This is a genomic window from Acinetobacter sp. Leaf130, assembly GCF_001423205.1.
GTDB classification, from domain to species: domain Bacteria; phylum Pseudomonadota; class Gammaproteobacteria; order Pseudomonadales; family Moraxellaceae; genus Acinetobacter; species Acinetobacter calcoaceticus.
The window spans coordinates 218,439-236,891 of record NZ_LMOE01000005.1; the positions used below are offsets into that span (position 1 = coordinate 218,439).

An 18,453-nucleotide genomic window follows, 5' to 3' on the forward strand; every position below is an offset into this window, starting at 1 on the left:
ATGTCAGCCAAATATCAGGGATCGTGTTTGTGTGGAGCTGTGAGTTATCAAAGCGAAGCAGAGCCACGTTATAGCTTTAATTGCCATTGTCGAGATTGCCAGAAGGCGACAGGTTCGGCATATGCGCCAATTGCTTTTTTTCATCAATCTGAATTGAAAGTAAGTGGCGAGCTTAAATATTTTGAGACATTAGGTTCTTCTGGTCGTTCCATTAAAAGAGCGTTTTGCCCGACTTGTGGTTCTCAGCTTTTTGGCTTGCCTGAAATAGCTCCTGAAATGATTTCAATACGTGCAGGAACTTTAGATGACCCAAGTCTCTATCAGCCTAGAGCAGAAGTGTTTGTGAGCCAAGCCTATAATTGGGATACGTTGAACCCAAACCTTAAACACTTTGAAAAAATGATGGAGAAGAGCAAGAAATAAAACTTAATTAAAGAAGCCAAATATTCCTAAAACAATGATTAAAGTAAGGCTACCAATAGCTAGAAATAATATAGTTTTTCTAAATTTTTGCTGTGGCATTTTACTCACAACAATAATTAGGCATGCCAGTATGATCACTAAGGGCTGAAAAATATTTGATGGCAAAGTAAACATTTAAGTTCCTTCTTGTTTTTAAATTTATTTTAGAAATAAAGTGAAAGATTCATTATAGCGTTTTCTTATTTAATTGATGAACTGGGATTCTTTATAAATTCATATTTTTGTTTTTTATTTTCAGATATAGGCAAATCAAGTTTTAAATTTAAAAGAACCATGTACGCTTTTTCGTACATTCATTCGGGAAATTTGCGTCTTTCTATGACTTCATAAATTACCTATGATGCACTTAACGGGAACAGGAAGTTCCAAAACGTAAAACAACAACAATAAGTTTAAGCATCAGGACGTGAGGTATTACAGGAAGTGTACCTAGTAACGAAATACGAAAAAAGCCCAACAGGATGTTGGGCTTTTTTCATTTTGTATTAACGAATTTCTTTTCCACCTAAGGCTGCACAATCAACAGGTGTATTCCATTTCACAGCAGTTCCTGTGAGTACTGGACGAACAATACGCCACGGCCAGAAACCAAATCTTTGGCTTTGATGATAATTAATCACCACATCTGCACCATATTTACGGGCAACAATGGCTAATTTAGGTTTTATTTCTTCAAAACCACCATATGTTCCTTTCGCGGCTTTAATACGTTTAATAGATTTATAGTGTTCTGCTGAAGGAGTACCCTCAATTAAGCAAATTGGTGGGTTTGCAACGTTTTGAATTTGAGATGTGGTGTCTTGGGCATATGTTGTTAAAGGCAACGTTAGAAATAAAGCAGGTAAAATAAAACGGAGTTTCATATTTTTCCTTGTTGGTATCTTAATGAATTAAAGTTTATAAAATAGGTCTTATTAACATGACCTTATTTTGGTGCGCATTATAATCTTATCTTTTTAATATTTCTTATTTTAATCCTATATTTTTTAATAAATTAGCAGCATCATATTTCGTTTTTAAAAGAATAAATTGGTTTTAGAAAGTTATTTTGAAGTTTAGATTTATAATAAATGTTTATCGAATTTAAAAAACAAAGTTTTTGACAAGGGCTTTTTCTCGAAAAGAGATTCTTTAAAATATTATTAATATGTTTTACCTAAAATTATAGCAGCGGCAAAAGAGATGGTTACTGAATTGGAGGAATACGAAAAATAATTTGAAGGGTGTAGATCAATAGATCTGCACTCATTTTTTTGGTAATACCTATAAATTTTTGAGTATTATAAAATCTACAGACAACAAAAAACCCCATAAATCAAATATTCATGAGGTTTAATGATGGTGCCGGCACACGGATTCGAACTGTGGACCTACTGATTACAAGTCAGTTGCTCTACCAACTGAGCTATGCCGGCGATGTGGAATGAATTTTACAGTTTCTTAAAAAAAATACAAGCCAAAAAATGAGCATTTGAATTTTTTCGTTCTATTTTTAAGTGCTTATGCAGTTTAGCTTGAAAATGACTTAGGTTTTCAATACATAAATAAAAGAATCAACACGTTCGCCACTATTTAAAGTGACCTGAACAGGTACTCTTTCATATTCTTCGCCTTCAAAATCATCAAGTAATTTCCAGTTCGAATCTAAATGCTCCGAGCTAAAAACAAAACCTTGAACTTGAGTGGTACTTTCATCGAGCACAATTCCCGGATAGCCTAAATCTGCACCCCAACCTTCGTTATGTAAGGTTCCATTTACCCAGCCTTCTGCCCATTGTCCGCCAATATTTTCAAGGATATGAGCGTTAGGTCGCCCTGGGCCTAAAGTGCCATAAACAAATAAACTCGACATGTGAGGTTCCTTTAAATTAAAAATTAATGAGCTTTCGTGTGTGAGGTAGAAACCGCTAAAAATATTCCAAGTAATGAAAGTACAACGGTTAAACCGACTATGGCACTCCATCCGCCGTGTAACCAGAACCAGCCACCTGCCGAGCCAACAATGCTCGAACCCATATAGTAAAACAGTAAATACAGCGAACTGGCGTGGGCTTTGGCTTGTTTGCTTTCAGCACCGACTGAGCTACTTGTGAGTGAGTGTGTAATAAAGAAACCCGTTGTAATAAATGCAATACCGATAATAATGCCGAAAAGAGAGGTGAGCAGCGTCATGAGGCTACCCACAATCATTAAGGCAAAGCCACTCATCATCATGGTTTTTTTGCCGAAGCGGTCGGCTAGGCCACCTGCTAATGAGGAAGACACCATACCGAAGCTATACGACAAGAAAATAAGGCTAATTTGCGTTTGACTCAGTGAATAAGGCGCACCGCTTAAACGGAAAGTAGCGTAGTTAAATAAGGTCACAAATACACTGGTCAGCAAGAATCCAATGGTAAACAGGCGTAGCAATTTGAAATTACTTAAATGGGTACGCCACATTTGTATGTGAAAATCTAAATTCAAACCTTTTTTCTGTACGAAATTACGCGAAGCGGGAAGTAAGTTCAAAAAAGCAATCGAGCAAATAAAACAGATTGCCCCAAGTAAGCCTAAAGCAGTGCGCCAAGAAAAATATTCAATCAAAACGCCCATGCCAACACGGCCCATCATTCCACCAAAGGCCGTACCTGCAATATATAAACCCATGGTTTTACCAAGGTGTTCAGGTGCGATTTCTTCAGCAATCCAAGCCATAGTTACAGCGGGTACTCCACCGAGTAACAGACCTTCTAGTGCTCGTGCTATGAGTAAGCTGTTCCAGTTAGGTGTAAACATCGCCACAATATTAAGAATAGCTGCACACAGCATTGAGCTGAAGATCACACCACGACGGCCAATCGCTTGTGAAAAAGCGCTCGATAGTACAATTGAAATCGCTAAAAAGGCGGTCGTTAAAGACAAGGCTAAAGAGCTACTCGCAGGGCTAATCTGGAAGCTCTGGCTAAATGCTGGCAGAAGCGGCTGTACGCAATAAATCAGAGAGAAACTAGCAAAGCCTACCAAGAATAAAGCGAAACCAGCATGCTTATAGGCTTTAGTACCTTTGTGAATCCACTCGCGGGAAAGAACAGAAGTTGCCTCAGTGTTTAAGGTACTGGGTGTAGATGAAGAGCTCATATCATGACCATGACAGAAAGAAATAGCAGTGCGTTGGGGGCATGCTGCATCGAGAGAATTCGATAAATTAAAATTAGCAATTTAGGTGGTATTTTTCTAATATATTTAACAATAGGTCATGATATGTTTTATATATAGCGATGGAACTAAGGCATATACGCTACTTTTTAGCAGTAGCAGAAGAAAAAAACTTTACCAGAGCGGCGCATCGCTTAAACATGAGCCAGCCACCTTTAAGCATGCAAATAAGAGACTTAGAAGAAGAACTCGGTGCAGATTTATTTATTCGTTCTCCGCATGGGGTGGAACTGACCGAAGCTGGGCTTGCGTTTTTAAATGCCATTCAGCCTGTACAGCAGCGTGTAGAAGATGCAGCGAACTTGGTCAAACAGGTGGCAAATGGTGAAGTTGGCCAATTGCGATTAGGTTTTACAGGTACTTCAATGTTGAATCCTCTAATTCCTAAATGCGTTCGCTATTTTCAGCAGCAATATCCTAAAGTGAATTTAAAGCTTGAAGAAGCTAACACCTTGCTGCTCATAGACTTACTGCTTGAAGATCGTTTAGATGTTGCGATTATTCGGCCTCCACGTCATATTCCAGAGAGCTTAATCGTTCAAGAGTTATTGGCTGAACCTTTAATTGCAGCCTTGCCTTCAGAGTCTTTTAAACTAGACGAGTCATCAAAAGAAATTGATTTAGCTTCCCTGCGAGAGCTTGATTTTATTGTCTCTCCACCTTCAATTAGTGCAGGGCTTTTTGATGCGATTAGACAAGCATGCCAAAGCTGTGGCTTTGAACCTAAAATTGGACAAAATGCTCCGCAAATTGTGTCAATTTTATCGTTAGTGTCTGCAAACTTAGGGGTGTCTTTGGTTCCAGAGTCGACCAAACAATTGCAAATACAGGGTGTGGCTTATCGGTCGTTGCAAGCGCCAGTACCTACGGTAGGTTTAGCGCTTGCATATAAAAAACATGCCCCTTCACAAATGGCGATTAATTTTGCCAGTGTGGTGCAAGTGGCTTGCCACCACGCAGAGCAATATAAATGAAATTAGCCAAATTATGCTTTAGGCGCTCTATTCATTAAAAAGATGCCTGAAATAATGAAAATCGCGCCATATAAAAAAGATAAAGTCGGTTGCTCATGAATGAAGACCCAAGCCATGAGTGCCGCAAAAATTGGCTCAGAAAGCTCAGTCACTTGTACTTTTGCCGCACTCATGTAAGACAAAGCTTTGGTGGTACAGAAAAAGCCAAGAATGGTAGGCAAGACTGCTAAGCCAACCAAACCTAAAATGATATCAGTATTAAAGTTTATGCTATGAAAGTTGATTAAAAAGGGAACAGCAAGATAAACACTACCAAAAAGTAATAAGTACTTAGTTAGAAATAAACCACCGTTTAATTTGAATTTTTTAATTAATACTGAAAATAAACCATATCCAATACCTGCAATAGAAGCATTGATAAGCATTAATAAACTATTTTCACCTTTCCATGAAATTACACTAATACCCGTTACAGCTAATAATGTTCCAATAATTGAATGAATATAAATACTTTCTTTTAAAACTAACCTGCCAAAAAATAAAGCTGAAATAGCGGCTGAAGCCATTAATACCACGACCACATTGGCCGCAGCACCGTGGTTGTAGGCAATGGTTTCGAAAAAGAATAGAGAGAAAATGCCTAAAAAGGCACATATCGCAATTTGAGCAAAAACACTGAGCTTGCTCGGAGTGCTACTAATGTATGCAATCTTCTGGCGGACAGGGACTTTAAATAAAAAAACACTTAAAAAGAAAAATGCAATAATGGTTTTTAAAAAGGCAATATCTTGTGGGTTTAAACCACTATGCATGAGTAATTTACTAATCACACCAATAGAGGCATTGAGTGCAGCTGCACAGAGCGCAAATAGGGTTCCGATAATTAAATTATTCACTTTTATAATACTTCCATATATTTAGCCACAAGGATTCTACATTATTTTTTGTAATAATATAGCCCTGTTAAATTCCTTCTTTTCCATGAAGTGTAAGTTATTTAAATTTTGTTGGTGGTGAATATTAATTGGAATTTATTTTTTTGTTTAAATAATATTGTTGCTTAATTGTTAATTAAATTTATTACTTTTATTTTTGATTAATAATACTTTTTTTAGTTAGAAATTCTAAAAAATAATATTTTGTTGACATTTTATAAAATATATTTAAACATAATATTTGCTTGTTTTAAGTTTAATTAATAATAATCTTAATTCTAGCTAAATAAGTATTTAATACTTGGATAATAATTTAAATATAACGGAGATAAAACGTGTTTTTTTCACAGGAAAGTCTGAAAAAATTAGAAAGTGCGGTTGATCAAGCTATGCATAGCGAGTTTAAAAAAGATGAAATTATGCATAAATTTCATAATGAAGACTGGTTCGATGAAAAATATTATAAACGACATATTTTAGAGTGCGTTATTCGCATTCATATGAATAATGAGTTAGATGCAAATGCTGTACGCGTTGCAGCAATCAATAATATCTCTGCTGCAAAACAGCTTTCATATTATTTATATGATGAATTTGGACATGATGAAATGTTTGGTCAAGACTTGACTAAATATGGATATTCTTCAGATCAGATTATTTCAAAAAATGCATTTCCTGAAACATGGAAACTGATGGGGTATTTAAACTTTTGTGTAGAGAAATTTGGTGCATTGCCAGCAGTCGTTTGGGACTGGTTCCTCGAATATTATGGCGACAAATTTAATAATTTTATTACGCAAAAAGCGGGTGTCCATATGGGGAATCAGGCTGTATCGGGTGCAGCTTCGCATGTTGCATTTGATGAAGCTGAAGACCATAGCGGCATGATGACAGATATGCTTTCTTCTGTAATTAAAACACAAGAAGACTTTGATCTTGCAATCAAGCATATCAATAGCTTTGTTCCGATGGTAGGAGAGTATTTTCAGGCTGTGCGTGCTGAAACCCTTTCATAGCAATGGAATTAGAATATGCCAATGGTGAATGTTCGCATTAAAGAGCATATTTTCATTGCTGATTCTGAGCAGCCTCTTATCAATGCAGTGCCTGATAGCACAGTGATGAAAGGCTGTTTAAAAGGTGTGTGCCGAGTTTGTCGATGTAAACTAAAAGGTGGAGTCGTATATGAATCGGGAAACCAAGTTGCCATAGATAAAGAGTTCTTGCCTTGTATTAGCTATGCTCAGAGCGATGTCGAAATCGCACCATTGGTTAATAATTTTAGTGTGGCTCAATTAATAACTCGAAATTTTCTTTCTGAGAATATTGTTGAGCTCACATTTAAAATTAAAAGGACCTTCTTTAGTTCTAAAGCAATTGTAAATATCAAACACCCATCAGAATCTTTAATTCGAAGTTACTCTGTGGTTTCACTGGGTGTGAAAAATTATGATTTTTTTGTTTTGCACATAAAATTAAGACCAAATGGAATATTTTCTAACTTATTTCAAAAGCTAGCGATTGGTGACCAATTAGAATACAACCTGAATAATCATATAGAACCTGAATACGAGAAGGCCATATCTACGCTTAATATTGTAAGTGGTGGAAGTGGCATGGGGGCTGCACTTACTCGGGGATTGGATCTCATCCGAAAAAATCCTATTTCTAAAGTGAATATCTATGCGATTAATCGGTCAGTTTTAAGTCATTATCATCAACATTGCGTCAATGTTTTTCGAGAGCAAGTTGAAGCTGAGGTCAATATTATAAATATCCCGTTTTGTACGTGGACGAATAATGGATTTGATTTTTCAAATTATTTGGACTCTCACGAGTTAACTGTGGGTGTCGGTTCTACCCCAATAATTAATAAAATTTTAAATCAGCCTCTGTGTGAGTTGGAAAGTTTTGGTCCCTAACGGAGACTGTAACAATGACTGTAGTAGTTATAGAACCTATTTCTTCAGGCATCACTTATTTAAATGCCGCTCAAGAATTAGGTATAGATTTATATGTTTTTTCTACTGACGAAGGAGAGTGCAGCATTGATGGAACAATGCGACAAAAAGCAAAAGAGATAATAAAAATAGATACCAGTGATTTTCATAGCCAACTCTCTAAAATTAATGAGTTAAAGACCGTAAGAGCGATATTACCGGGGGTTGAATATGCTGTACCTATGGCAGCACAGCTAGGCAATTCATTTACCAAAAACTCTCTTGAATATACAACAGCGCAAACGGTTCGAAATAAATTCAAATTTCGTGACAAGCTAACCAAGTCAGGTTTAAGCGATATTAAATATGCCTTAATTTCACAGGGTAAAGAGATCCGCTTGCCTCAAGGGTTTAAGTTTCCAGCTGTAGTGAAGCCGGTTGATATGGCGGGCAGTATGTCTGTTAAAAAAGTTGCAGATTTTGAGGAGCTTTTACAAACAGTTGAAGCGATCTGGAAATCTAAACCGAATGATATTGGCTTCTATGCAAGTGGTGATTTAATTGTTGAAGAATATATCGTAGGGAAGGAATACAGTGTTGAAGGAATTGTCCATACAGATGGAAAAATAACCTTCGCTTCACTGACAGAGAAGCTATTAGGTCCTGAACCTTACTTTGTCGAAATTGGGCATATTGTGGGTAATCAATATGACGGTCAATTTTCTGAACACGTTTTTGATTATGCCGCAAAAGTCATTCAAACCTTAGAATTAAACATCGGGCCTTTTCACTTAGAACTGCGAGTTACACCTCAAGGAAAAGCAGTGGCAATTGAGTTAGCAGCACGTTTACCGGGCGACAATATTGTTGAGTTAATTAAACTGGCGACTAATTTTGATCTCGCACAAGCTGTACTGAGCGAATACCTCGACCTGCCATATTCACCTTCAATAGAGAAAAATATGGTCTCTGCAATTGCCTTTATTCCTCAAGGAAACCACCGCCTGTTCAAAGGTTTTAGTGGTTTAGAGCAACTGTTAGACGCACCTGAATGTGTACACCATCACTTTTACTACGAAGCAGATGATGAACTCGCTTGTAACCATGATTGGACCTCACGATTAGGCTACATCATTCTCCGTTCTGAAAGTGAAGATAAGATCCGTAGTTTAGTCACACATATACATGAGCAGGTGAAAGTCATATGAAACATGTATTAATCATTAATAGATATGACGATGAATTGTCTGACTTTAATAAATATATAGATCATGATGCTGTCCATGTCTCTTATATTTCATTAACAGAAACGATGCGCTATATCACCTCTTCAAACTGTTACTACATAGCGAGTTTAGAACAATTAAATGAAGAGGATGTATTAAAAGAAGCCGTAAAAATCTATGAAAAAAAGCCAATAGATTACGTTATTGCCATCTCGGAATATGACCTCGATGCTGCCGCTCGCATTCGAACTGAATTGAATATTGTGGGCGCAACGGTTGAAGACAATTTGTTGTGCCGTAACAAGAAAAAAATGAAGGATGCTTTAGCTCATTCTACTGTCCGTTACCCTAAATATGCAGAAGTGTCTTCACACCAAGATATTGAAAAGTTTCTGCTAGAAAGTGGCTCAGCGATTATTTTAAAACCTCAGGTAGGTGCGGCTTCTGAAGGCGTAATTAAAATTAGTGAGTTGGCTGATATACCACGATTGTCTTCCTATGCAGGCTACGAAGTAGAGGAGTTTATTGAGGGAGATATCTATCACGTCGATGCGATTATTTCTGACAATAAAATGCCTTACTTTAAAGTCTCAAAATATATTAATACCTGTTTAGACTTCAGAAACGGTGCGCCATTAGGTTCAGTCACGATTGATAATTCTGAGTTTATTCAAAAAGTAGAAAGATTTACTTTAGACGTATGTAAATTCTTAAAATTAAAAGATCAGGCGATTCATCTTGAATTTATTGAGTCTAAAGGTGAGCTGGTCTTTTTAGAGGTTGGCGGGCGAGTCGGTGGCGGGGAAATTCCGTTCATTACATTACGTAATGAGTCAGTCGATTTATATGAAATGTGGATTAAGGCGGCAATGAATATTCCGCTAGAGCCAGTAAATACGAAAATCACTGGTTTTCTGATGATGCCGAATCCCTATAGTTCTGGTTTTTTATTTAATGGCATTAAAGAATTAGAGAATGAAACGATTACCTATCAGTTAATTCAAGAAAGTGGTGACCATAACAATTTTAGTTATGAAAATATTCCTGCAAAAATTCATTTCATGGGAGAGAGTCAAATACAGGTCGAAGATGCGATTAAAAATAGTATGAAAATTTTGCAAAGCGCAATTTGTCAAAATCATCATTCTAGTTTGAGTCTAACGGAGTCTTCTTAGTTGAGATTTGGCTAAACTCTAAAAATCAAAAGGCTTGGACTTAAACGTTCAGGCCTTTTTATATGGCGTGATGAAAGAACCTAAGCTAACCAGCATTGTAATGGACTTTTGTTGCAGAGAATTGTGATTTGTCGAACTAGCTCATATTATATAATTAGTTAATTATTAAAGAATTTTAAAAATGATTAAATCTGTTATTTCAGGTTGCGCGGTTCTCACACTTTCGGCTTTATCGGTTACTCATGCAGAATTTTCTTTTGCACAAGAGCTACAACAAAGCTGTAATAAAGTGAAGCAATACGCGAGCTTAGGTAAGAAAAATTACGACCAAAAACAATATAAAAAAGCCCTAGAAAATTTCCAGAATCAAGCCTCTTGGACTGCGTTTTGTAAAGCCAATGCAGATGAAACCACGGTTAAATTTACTGACCGAGATGTTGAAGTTGCTAACAATAACGTGGGTTTAGCCTATGCCAAACTGGGTCAGCCACTTTGGGCAAGATCGTGGTTTATGCTCGATGAAAAATCAAAATCTAGCCAATTTAACCTTAAGCAATTACCTGCACCTAAAGCGTCAAATGACTTGTCTGGTGAATATGTCCGTTACTCAGGTTTTGGCGAATGGGACCACATCACGGTAAGCCGTGAGAAGGGGCAATATGCAATCAGCTATGCTGGTTTATATATGGGACTTAGAAGCTTAATTTACGGCCCGAACATGGGTGAGTTTGGCACCACAATGCCGAGCAATAAAAAGCAAATCGTCTATAAAGATCAAGACTGCCGCATTCAGCTCGATTTTAAAACCAATGCGAAATTAGGAAATTATATTCAGGTCAAGCAAAATGAGGGTAACTCGGGTTGTGGCTTTGGACACAACGTGTATGCAGATGGAACTTATTTAAAAGTTGAGTCTGGAAAATAGTAAATTTCTTACTATTCTTTTCTAAGATTTAAAAAAGGAAACTTGAATGTTAAGTTCGGCAAATATTGGCCATGGCATTATGATGGGCTTTGTAATGCTCGCTAGTATTTTGATAATTATAATTGCAGTAATTGTTGGGCTATACGGTAAAAAACGTAAAAATAAGTCTGAGACAGAAAATATAACTTTTATCATTCTATTATGTATTGGTGTAGTTGGCCTGATTTATGGTTATGTTGGATAGTAGTAATTGAATGATGAGATATAGTAGATAAGAGAGAAAACATGGGTATTGAATACTTTATTTTTTCAATGGATGATTCTGCAACTAAAGAGGAAATATTAGATATTTTTAGTCCCTATTGGACTGAAATAGATGACAATTATTACTTTTTAGATTATGGCGTAGAGTTATATGAAGGCCAGATGGCAGGTGTACACTGTCATTTTTCCATAACTTTCGGTAAGGATAACTCGAGTGTAGAAGGCTTAACTATTTTTAGGCCATGCGGATCAGAAAAAATGGAGAGAGCAGTTTTTAAACTCATTAGTGATTTCCCCATGTTTGTTACCTATCCGAGTGATCCATTGGTTGTAGTAACCGCAAGTCAAGAATGTGTTGAATTACTAAGAGAAAAGTATCCTGATTTCCTAGCAAATGATGTAACAGTAGTCTCTTCTTATGAGGAATATATAAAAACTTGAGAATCCTACTTACTTGTTCTCTAAGACAGAGCTGGATTAAAACTAACTAATAACTTGATTAAAAAGAAGTTTATTGATTTTTAAAGGAAATTAAATAATGACAAATATGATTGCACGGTTGCTACTACTTTCGACGATTGTGATTTCATCTCAAATTTATGCAGAGCCAACGAGCGTATGTAAAGAGGTGAAATTTCAGCAAGCCGATCAGGCTTGGGGGGGACACTATTATTTAAATGGTGTGATGGAAGTCGGTTCGGAACTTTTACTTCAGCCAGACGGTAAGTTTAAATGGATGCTAGCTTATGGTGCTTTAGACCAATATGCCGAAGGGACATGGTGGAAAAATGGCAACTGTATTGGTTTAAAACCAGACTCTAAATTCAAAAAGAATTTAAGTATATTTCCAGAAAGCCTGACGATTTCTGAAAAATCGTTAGACGTAACTTGGAACGATGGACGCCAGCAGGGCAGTTATAGCAAAGACTAAATAAAAAAGTCCGACACTAAGTCGGACTTTTTTATAGCTCATATTTTAATGATTTACCGCAGCAAGTTGCTCAGCGTTATAGCGTGCGCCCATGTTTGGATATCTCGCAATAATTGCGTCGATTTCTGCCAAATCTGCTGTTGTTAAATCAAGGTCTACAGCACCAGCATTTTCCACAAGTCGCTCGATTTTACGCGTGCCCGGAATTGGAATAATGTCTTCACCTTGCGCCAAAATCCAAGCCAAAGCCAGTTGAGCCGCTGTCGCGTTTTTGCTTTGAGCAAATTCGCTAAATGCTTGCGCTAAGCTTTGGTTATTTTTCCAGTTATCACCTTGATAACGTGGTAACTGGCGACGGAAATCGTTTTCTTCTAGGTTGCCGACATCGAGCGTGTTGGTAATTAAACCACGCGATAGCGGTGAATACGGCACAAGGCTAATGCCTAACTCACGAATAGTTTGCAAATGAGTTTGCTCAAATTCACGGGTAAGTAGCGAATATTCATGTTGAACCGCTGCAATCGGGTGAATCGCATGTGCTTTACGAATGGTTTCAGCCGACGCTTCACTGAGTCCTAAATAGCGAACTTTACCTTGTTGGACCAAGTCAGCCATGGCGCCAATCGTGTCTTCAACTGGAATATTCGGGTCAATGCGGTGTGCATAATACAGATCAATCACGTCTGTATTTAAGCGTTTTAAACTGTTTTCGACCGCAACTTTAATCCACTCTGGAGAACCGTCGATATAAGACTCTAAAGAGTTTTGTGGGTTGAGGTTATCTTCTTTGTAGCGGAAGCCAAATTTGGTCGCCAAGAATACTTTGTCGCGGTGTTTCTCTAAAACTTTTGAGAGCAAAACTTCGTTTGCGCCGTTGCCGTACATGTCGGCGGTGTCCCAAAAGTTAATGCCGAGGTCTAAGGCTTTTTCTAGGGTTGCAATGCTTTGTGTGTCGTCTGAGGCACCATAGGCAAAGCTCATTCCCATGCAACCTAAACCAAGTGCTGATACTTTTTCGCCTGTTTGTCCTAAAGTTCTATATTTCATTTTTCATACTCTTTTTTGCAAAATCACTTGAGTAGAAAAACTATAAAATGCTTTGGCTCAAACTGACGTATAACATTCAAACCAATAATTATAAAATTCAAACAATCTGTTTTTAGGCTACACAGTCTTCGCGGAACTTTTTAGGTGAAAAGCCTGTATTTTTCTTAAAGAAGTTGGTGAAATACGCTGAATATTCAAAGCCTAAGCTATAGGCAATTTCGGAAATATTCCAACTGGTGTGTTGTAGCAGCGCTTTGGCTTCTTGTGTAATGCGCGAGCTAATATGTTCAGAGGTGGTTTTACCTGTGGCTTCTTTTACGGCTCGGTTTAAATGATTGACATGCACCGACAGACCATAGGCATAGTCGTTTGCAGTTTTGAGTTTAAGCTGAAAATGTGGCGAGTCGATGGGGAACTGGCGCTCTAATAATTCAAAGAATAAATGGCAAATTCGAACCGCAGCATTGCTATGTTTTTCAAACTGTTGGGTTGGCTGCATTTTCATGGCTTCATGCACAATCAGGTGCAAATAGTTTCTTAAAACGTTGTATTTATGAATGTAGTCTGAATTTATTTCAGTCATCATCTTTTTGAAAATAAATGAAATTTCATCAACCTGTTGGTCGTTTAAAAAATATAGTGGGTCGCCGTCGACTTTAAAAAGCGGCGAGTCTTTTAAAAAACTTTGTCTTGATTCTTGGTTTACAAACTCTTCGGTAAATAGACAAAACCAGCCTGCCTGTTCAGGCGAATTAATTTCCCAAGCGTAGGGAACCATTGGGTTTGAAAACAGTAAAGCAGGGCGGTCTACCCGAATCCAGCGGTTGGCGTAGTGGAGGTCGCCTGTGCCTAAAACCAGTGAAATTTTATAATAATCGCGGCGGCTATAAGGCGTGAGAAACGAGCAGGCATCGCGTTGGAACACGTTAAAATGTCCAAACGAAGTCGATGGAACCGAGTAATCGCTATCTCTGGTTAAAGAAAAGCGGCGATAAAAATCATGTATGGTTTCCATGTCTTTGCCTGCATGCGTTATCAATTTATTTAAAGTTATAAAATTCAAACTTTATTTACTGTAGCTTTTATTTATGGCGGGATCAATCAGTTCATTTAAACAGGTTTGAAAATGAATGATAAATTAACAATAAAATAAAGGGGTAAAGAAAATAAAAATATTTTATAAATTAATGATATATGTACATTGACACTTAAAACCTTGATGATTATTCTTTGCCTGCAAACCACTTTAGGGTAGAGCGATAAGGGAACGCCTTTAGGTGTGCTGGGTTCCTTTTGTACCAGTCTGCTAATCCCTTTTCGTTTTGCCACCATTCTATGGTAGAGCGGTAAGAGGACACTTTAGGGTGTGCTGATTTTTGGGTAAATCAGTCTGCTAACCTCTTTTCGTTCTGCCACCATTTCTATTATTACCATGATATCTTTAAATTTAAGTTGAATGACTGTTTAGCTTAAATATCTAATTGAATGAAAACAAAAATTATTTAACTAATTTATATTCAACCTTACATTGACACGTAAAAACGAGCGGATTATCCTTTGCCTGCTGGCCACAATGCCAGTGGGTTTTAGCAGACCCTCCACGCAAGAGTACTAAAAGTTCGCTTTTCAGTACTGGATCTTTTCGTCCCCCTTTTTTCTATGGTAGGACGGAGGGGGACGCGCTTGCGCGTGCTGGATCCTTGTGTGCCAGTCTGCTAACCCCTTTCGTTCTGCCACCATTATTTAGCAGTAATCGTGGTAGTTCTTCTTTAATACACAAGGAGTTCGCCATTATGCGTACTATTTCATCTCTCTTATTGGCAACCTTCGCCAAAATCTTTGACTCTATACCCAACTGGTCTTTAAAAAGGTTTAACCGACTCTAGGTTTTAAGCCATAGGTCATTACGACTAAAAAATCATAGCAACAATAAAACCCGAGATAGGCGAGCACACCATTTTTGTGCTGCTTTCGCATGCCTGTTTTTAGCGCTCAATTTAAGAGTGACGGCATTTCTATCTCTTTCACATACAACAAAAAATTATTTTAAACGGTATAAAAATGCCAAATTTAGAAGCTTCATTTAGAGCATTAAGCGTGCTCCACGCAGCAAAAGATTTATTTAATCAAAACGGGTTTTACATCGGGATAGATCGAATTATTGAGGAAGCCAAAATCCCCAAAGCTACTTTTTATAACTATTTTCACTCCAAAGAAAGGCTCATTCAGATGAGCTTAACTTTTCAAATAGATGCATTGAAGCATGAGGTGTTTTCAATTATTCATTCGTACCGTGAACTCATGGCATTCGATAAGCTCAAGAAAATTTACCTTTTACATGCGAACTTAGATGGCTTTTATCGTTTGCCATTTAAAGCAATTTTTGAAATTGAAAAGATCTATCCTACGGCCTATAAACTCGTTATTAACTACCGAAACTGGTTCATTAAAGAAATTCATAAACTGCTTTTAACTGTAAAAGTGACTGCTACAGTTGAAGATGCGCACATGTTTTTATTTGTTATTGATGGCGCGATGGTTCAGCTTTTGGGGACCAATAACACTGATGAAAGGGATTTATTACTTGAATACTTTTTAAGTCGGGTTTGATGGGGGGAAGGCCCGACGGGAGTTGGGCTTTTTTGTTTTTCATAGGTCAATCATCTTTTAAGTTGAAAATAGCGTTAAAATCATATTCACTTTTAATTTTCTTTATATAGGCTTTTGATACATAACCTTCTATATCTAAGTTATTTTGATTTACTGAGACTTTCATCCATCCATTATTAGTTTCCTGATAAATTTTCAAAACAGTATTTCTCGGCAGTACTAAAATTGGTTCACTTTCAAAAGATGGCTCTTCTCTTAGATTTATTCTGGAAATAGTTACTCCTTTTGAGTCGATATTATTAATATAAAATATGTAACTTTCCTTGAAATCTGTGAATTTGTCTAAATTGCTAATATGAAACATAAAAACTAAAAATATAAAATGTAGAAAAAAGTTAAAAAACTTATTTTTTTCTTCTTCAGATGGAAAAGAAGAAAGCTGTTCTGAAAAGTTGATTTCTTCTCTTATATTTTTTTCAAATACCGTGAAATCATTAGTAGATTCTGCATATTTATTATTAAGATATTCTTTTTGAAAGCTATGGCTATCTACAAGAGAAACTATATTTCTTTGAAGCTGTACAATATTTTTTTGAACATTAGGGTCATTCAAATATTGATGGAATTGAGCAGCAATGTTGTGAATGGCTTTTAAAGCTTCTTGTACATCAGGTCTTTGCAAAAATGAAATTAGACCATTTTGAAAATTAATTAGGACTTGTGCGATAGTTTGGAGACTTTTTTGTAGTTCAGGATTAAGGGTAAAACCTTTACTTTCATTTAATGGAGTAGACAAATTTTTCCCCTCAAAATGTAATATATGAAATATGATAAGACTCAATTATTTTAAAATTAAATTCTTGTGCCCCTATAGTCAAATATCATATTTAATAAAGAAATTAAAGAAGGCCAGATTGCTGAAAGTTCATATTTTTTCTAGCATTTACTTAAACCTTAACCACCTTCTCGAAGTGATCTAATTATTATCTCCTTTTTTGTACTACTTCAATTCACACAGCATTTCTAATAAAGTAGATTAAAGTTGTAACTAGTAAATACCACCGATTAATGCAAAGTGATAAAGGGAGAGATTTTTTAGAAAAAGAATTAGGAGTTATTGCAGGATGGGGGGATAGCAACGCAGAGTTTAAAATAGGGAAAGATAGTAATGATGGCAAAATTTAAACAATATTTCTTAATTTTGATTTTTGGATTATTACTTTCCGCTTGTCAGCCAACATCAGAACATAATGATAATTTGACTTCGAATCAGCCGTCCTACACTTTGCATATGGGTGAACAAGGTATTCAAGATTTTTCAAAGTATAGTGATGGCGATGTCGATAATCACCCAGCTGGCGTTAGCTTTAGAGAACTTCAATTTTCACCTCCTCATTTAGGAAAATTAAAAATAGAGAATGGTGCTAATAGTTTATTAATTGAGCATGTTTTTTCTGTATTAGGTACTCAATATGATAAAAATGAAGGGATTCAAGTTTTAGATATTGATGCCGGACTAACAAAAGAAGAATTTGCTACCCCAGAGCAGATATATCAAAGCTATGTAGCTTTAATGAAACGTATTAATCAGGCTGGCTGGAAAAACTATTTCTTCACCGATGCTCCGCGTATAGCTAAAGAAGATAATATTAAACATCTATTGAAAAGTCGTGATGTCATTGACCCAAGTTATATTTTTAGTTTTGAAGAGTGGAAAAATATAATAAACAATAGCCCTACAAAATCATTGGGTTATAGGTTGTACGCTAATGGGGTTATTTTAGATATTAGTTTAAAAAGAACAGCTAAGAATGAGCGTAATGAAGAGCAATATATGCTTAGATTTAGCTTTCAGAGTGTTCGCTACAACGAAAGAGATTCAATTACTGACTCTGATAAAATGACACCTAGTGAATTCGAGCAAGCGTTTAAAAAGAGATTAATTGAAAATAAAAAATATAGGGAAAAGGAAGAGATAAAAGCTAAGGCTGAAGGCTATCATATTGATGAGGAATATACAGATCCTGATGTTTGGCCATATGTTAAGTAGATGTTTTTTTAAATAGTAAAAAGGCTTAAATTATTTAAATTTAAGCCTTTTTCAACTAGCTCTAATTTTTAACTTTCACTCAAAACCAACAGTTTAATCTTAACTGCCTTCTCGAAGTGATCTAGCTTATGCTCCATAATCCACCAATGAGCTGCTTCCATCAGTAGCTCAGGGTTATCGTTCTTATTTTTAAAAAAAGCATAAAAAGATAGACCGACATTGTCTCCTTTCTTTTCAATCTTATCGTCGCATCCCTTAATAAAAATTTCTCTTAATTCATTTCTCATATTTAGTATCACTTCAAGTCTATAAAACTAAGACGATTTATTGCGCTCGCCCCAATCGCACATCATATCTAACAAAGGAATCAAAGACTGTCCTCTTTCTGAAAGGCGATATTCAACCTTTGGCGGAATTTGAGGATATTCCTTGCGATGAATTAGTCCATCTCTTTCTAATTCTTTGAGTGTATTGCTAAGCGTTCTAAAAGAAATATTGCCAATGCAGCGTTGCAGTTCATTAAAACGCATGACGGTTTTTCCATAAAGCCAATACATAATAATCATTTTATATTTGCCGTTAATCAAAGAAAGGGTGTAGCCAAAACCCGTATCTTCTAATGGCGTATACGTTGGAATGCAGTCATCCATTTTTAAAATCCATACTATCTTTTGGTATAGTATATAACATAAATT

General features: G+C 36.4%; 21 protein-coding genes and 1 tRNA gene. 12 read left to right on the forward strand and 10 right to left on the reverse strand.

Features of this window, described 5'->3' with window-relative positions; translation table 11 throughout:
• Complete coding sequence (locus tag ASF86_RS11555; RefSeq protein WP_056482245.1) at positions 1–423, forward strand: GFA family protein; 423 nt, start codon at positions 1–3, stop codon at positions 421–423.
• A 545-nt stretch (positions 424–968) separates the two neighbouring features.
• Here ASF86_RS11555 and ASF86_RS11560 read toward each other — a convergent pair.
• The 4 genes from ASF86_RS11560 to sxtP form a co-directional block, all read right to left on the reverse strand.
• The gene (locus ASF86_RS11560; protein WP_003653970.1) at positions 969–1,346 is read right to left on the reverse strand and encodes a hypothetical protein; all 378 of its coding nucleotides are present in this window, start codon (positions 1,344–1,346) and stop codon (positions 969–971) included.
• A 476-nt stretch (positions 1,347–1,822) separates the two neighbouring features.
• Positions 1,823–1,898: transfer RNA gene (locus ASF86_RS11565), tRNA-Thr, on the reverse strand.
• Between the two features lie 110 nt (positions 1,899–2,008).
• Positions 2,009–2,335 carry a gamma-glutamylcyclotransferase gene (locus ASF86_RS11570; protein ID WP_056482247.1) on the reverse strand — a complete coding sequence of 109 codons (327 nt, stop codon included), beginning with the start codon at positions 2,333–2,335 and terminating at the stop codon, positions 2,009–2,011.
• A 23-nt stretch (positions 2,336–2,358) separates the two neighbouring features.
• Positions 2,359–3,603, reverse strand: coding sequence for a multidrug efflux MFS transporter SxtP (gene sxtP, locus ASF86_RS11575; protein WP_056482250.1), 1,245 nt, complete (start codon positions 3,601–3,603; stop codon positions 2,359–2,361).
• A gap of 140 nt (positions 3,604–3,743) precedes the next feature.
• Here sxtP and sxtR point away from each other — a divergent pair, with 140 nt between their 5' ends.
• Positions 3,744–4,655: a multidrug efflux pump transcriptional activator SxtR gene (gene sxtR / locus ASF86_RS11580; RefSeq protein ID WP_056482253.1), complete on the forward strand. Its 912-nt coding sequence runs from the start codon at positions 3,744–3,746 to the stop codon at positions 4,653–4,655.
• A gap of 11 nt (positions 4,656–4,666) precedes the next feature.
• Here sxtR and ASF86_RS11585 read toward each other — a convergent pair whose 3' ends face one another.
• On the reverse strand, positions 4,667–5,551 hold the full coding sequence (locus tag ASF86_RS11585) for a DMT family transporter (RefSeq protein ID WP_056482256.1): 885 nt from the start codon (positions 5,549–5,551) through the stop codon (positions 4,667–4,669).
• A gap of 374 nt (positions 5,552–5,925) precedes the next feature.
• On the opposite strand from ASF86_RS11585, the gene ASF86_RS11590 reads away from it, so the two are divergent.
• The 8 genes from ASF86_RS11590 (at position 5,926) to ASF86_RS11625 (ending at position 12,051) form a co-directional block, all read left to right on the forward strand.
• Positions 5,926–6,606: a hypothetical protein gene (locus tag ASF86_RS11590; protein WP_005038137.1), complete on the forward strand. Its 681-nt coding sequence runs from the start codon at positions 5,926–5,928 to the stop codon at positions 6,604–6,606.
• Between the two features lie 15 nt (positions 6,607–6,621).
• Positions 6,622–7,512 carry an FAD-binding oxidoreductase gene (locus ASF86_RS11595; protein WP_003653954.1) on the forward strand — a complete coding sequence of 297 codons (891 nt, stop codon included), beginning with the start codon at positions 6,622–6,624 and terminating at the stop codon, positions 7,510–7,512.
• A gap of 14 nt (positions 7,513–7,526) precedes the next feature.
• Entirely contained in the window at positions 7,527–8,738 is a 1,212-nt protein-coding gene (locus ASF86_RS11600) for an ATP-grasp domain-containing protein (RefSeq protein WP_056482259.1), read from the forward strand.
• Positions 8,735–9,931: an ATP-grasp domain-containing protein gene (locus ASF86_RS11605; protein ID WP_056482262.1), complete on the forward strand. Its 1,197-nt coding sequence runs from the start codon at positions 8,735–8,737 to the stop codon at positions 9,929–9,931. Before ASF86_RS11600 ends, ASF86_RS11605 begins: the two co-directional genes overlap by 4 nt.
• A gap of 181 nt (positions 9,932–10,112) precedes the next feature.
• Complete coding sequence (locus tag ASF86_RS11610; protein WP_056482265.1) at positions 10,113–10,856, forward strand: hypothetical protein; 744 nt, start codon at positions 10,113–10,115, stop codon at positions 10,854–10,856.
• A 46-nt stretch (positions 10,857–10,902) separates the two neighbouring features.
• Entirely contained in the window at positions 10,903–11,100 is a 198-nt protein-coding gene (locus tag ASF86_RS11615; protein WP_056482268.1) for a hypothetical protein, read from the forward strand.
• Between the two features lie 41 nt (positions 11,101–11,141).
• Positions 11,142–11,561, forward strand: a complete 420-nt coding sequence (locus ASF86_RS11620; RefSeq protein ID WP_056482271.1) for a hypothetical protein — start codon at positions 11,142–11,144, stop codon at positions 11,559–11,561.
• A 97-nt stretch (positions 11,562–11,658) separates the two neighbouring features.
• Positions 11,659–12,051: a hypothetical protein gene (locus ASF86_RS11625; RefSeq protein WP_056482275.1), complete on the forward strand. Its 393-nt coding sequence runs from the start codon at positions 11,659–11,661 to the stop codon at positions 12,049–12,051.
• Positions 12,052–12,096: 45 nt separating this feature from the next.
• Here ASF86_RS11625 and ASF86_RS11630 read toward each other — a convergent pair whose 3' ends face one another.
• Both ASF86_RS11630 and ASF86_RS11635 read right to left on the reverse strand, forming a co-directional pair.
• Positions 12,097–13,098: an aldo/keto reductase gene (locus tag ASF86_RS11630; protein WP_056482278.1), complete on the reverse strand. Its 1,002-nt coding sequence runs from the start codon at positions 13,096–13,098 to the stop codon at positions 12,097–12,099.
• Between the two features lie 112 nt (positions 13,099–13,210).
• On the reverse strand, positions 13,211–14,113 hold the full coding sequence (locus ASF86_RS11635; protein WP_004639845.1) for a helix-turn-helix domain-containing protein: 903 nt from the start codon (positions 14,111–14,113) through the stop codon (positions 13,211–13,213).
• Between the two features lie 1,046 nt (positions 14,114–15,159).
• On the opposite strand from ASF86_RS11635, the gene ASF86_RS11640 reads away from it, so the two are divergent.
• Positions 15,160–15,708 carry a TetR/AcrR family transcriptional regulator gene (locus tag ASF86_RS11640; protein WP_056482281.1) on the forward strand — a complete coding sequence of 183 codons (549 nt, stop codon included), beginning with the start codon at positions 15,160–15,162 and terminating at the stop codon, positions 15,706–15,708.
• Positions 15,709–15,754: 46 nt separating this feature from the next.
• Here ASF86_RS11640 and ASF86_RS11645 read toward each other — a convergent pair whose 3' ends face one another.
• On the reverse strand, positions 15,755–16,504 hold the full coding sequence (locus tag ASF86_RS11645) for an SH3 domain-containing protein (RefSeq protein ID WP_056482283.1): 750 nt from the start codon (positions 16,502–16,504) through the stop codon (positions 15,755–15,757).
• Between the two features lie 372 nt (positions 16,505–16,876).
• On the opposite strand from ASF86_RS11645, the gene ASF86_RS11650 reads away from it, so the two are divergent.
• Positions 16,877–17,758, forward strand: a complete 882-nt coding sequence (locus ASF86_RS11650; protein ID WP_056482286.1) for a hypothetical protein — start codon at positions 16,877–16,879, stop codon at positions 17,756–17,758.
• Positions 17,759–17,826: 68 nt separating this feature from the next.
• Here ASF86_RS11650 and ASF86_RS11655 read toward each other — a convergent pair whose 3' ends face one another.
• Positions 17,827–18,045, reverse strand: coding sequence for a DUF6500 family protein (locus ASF86_RS11655; RefSeq protein ID WP_056482289.1), 219 nt, complete (start codon positions 18,043–18,045; stop codon positions 17,827–17,829).
• A 27-nt stretch (positions 18,046–18,072) separates the two neighbouring features.
• Complete coding sequence (locus ASF86_RS11660; protein WP_056482292.1) at positions 18,073–18,408, reverse strand: winged helix-turn-helix transcriptional regulator; 336 nt, start codon at positions 18,406–18,408, stop codon at positions 18,073–18,075.
• Between the last annotated feature and the right edge of the window lie 45 nt (positions 18,409–18,453).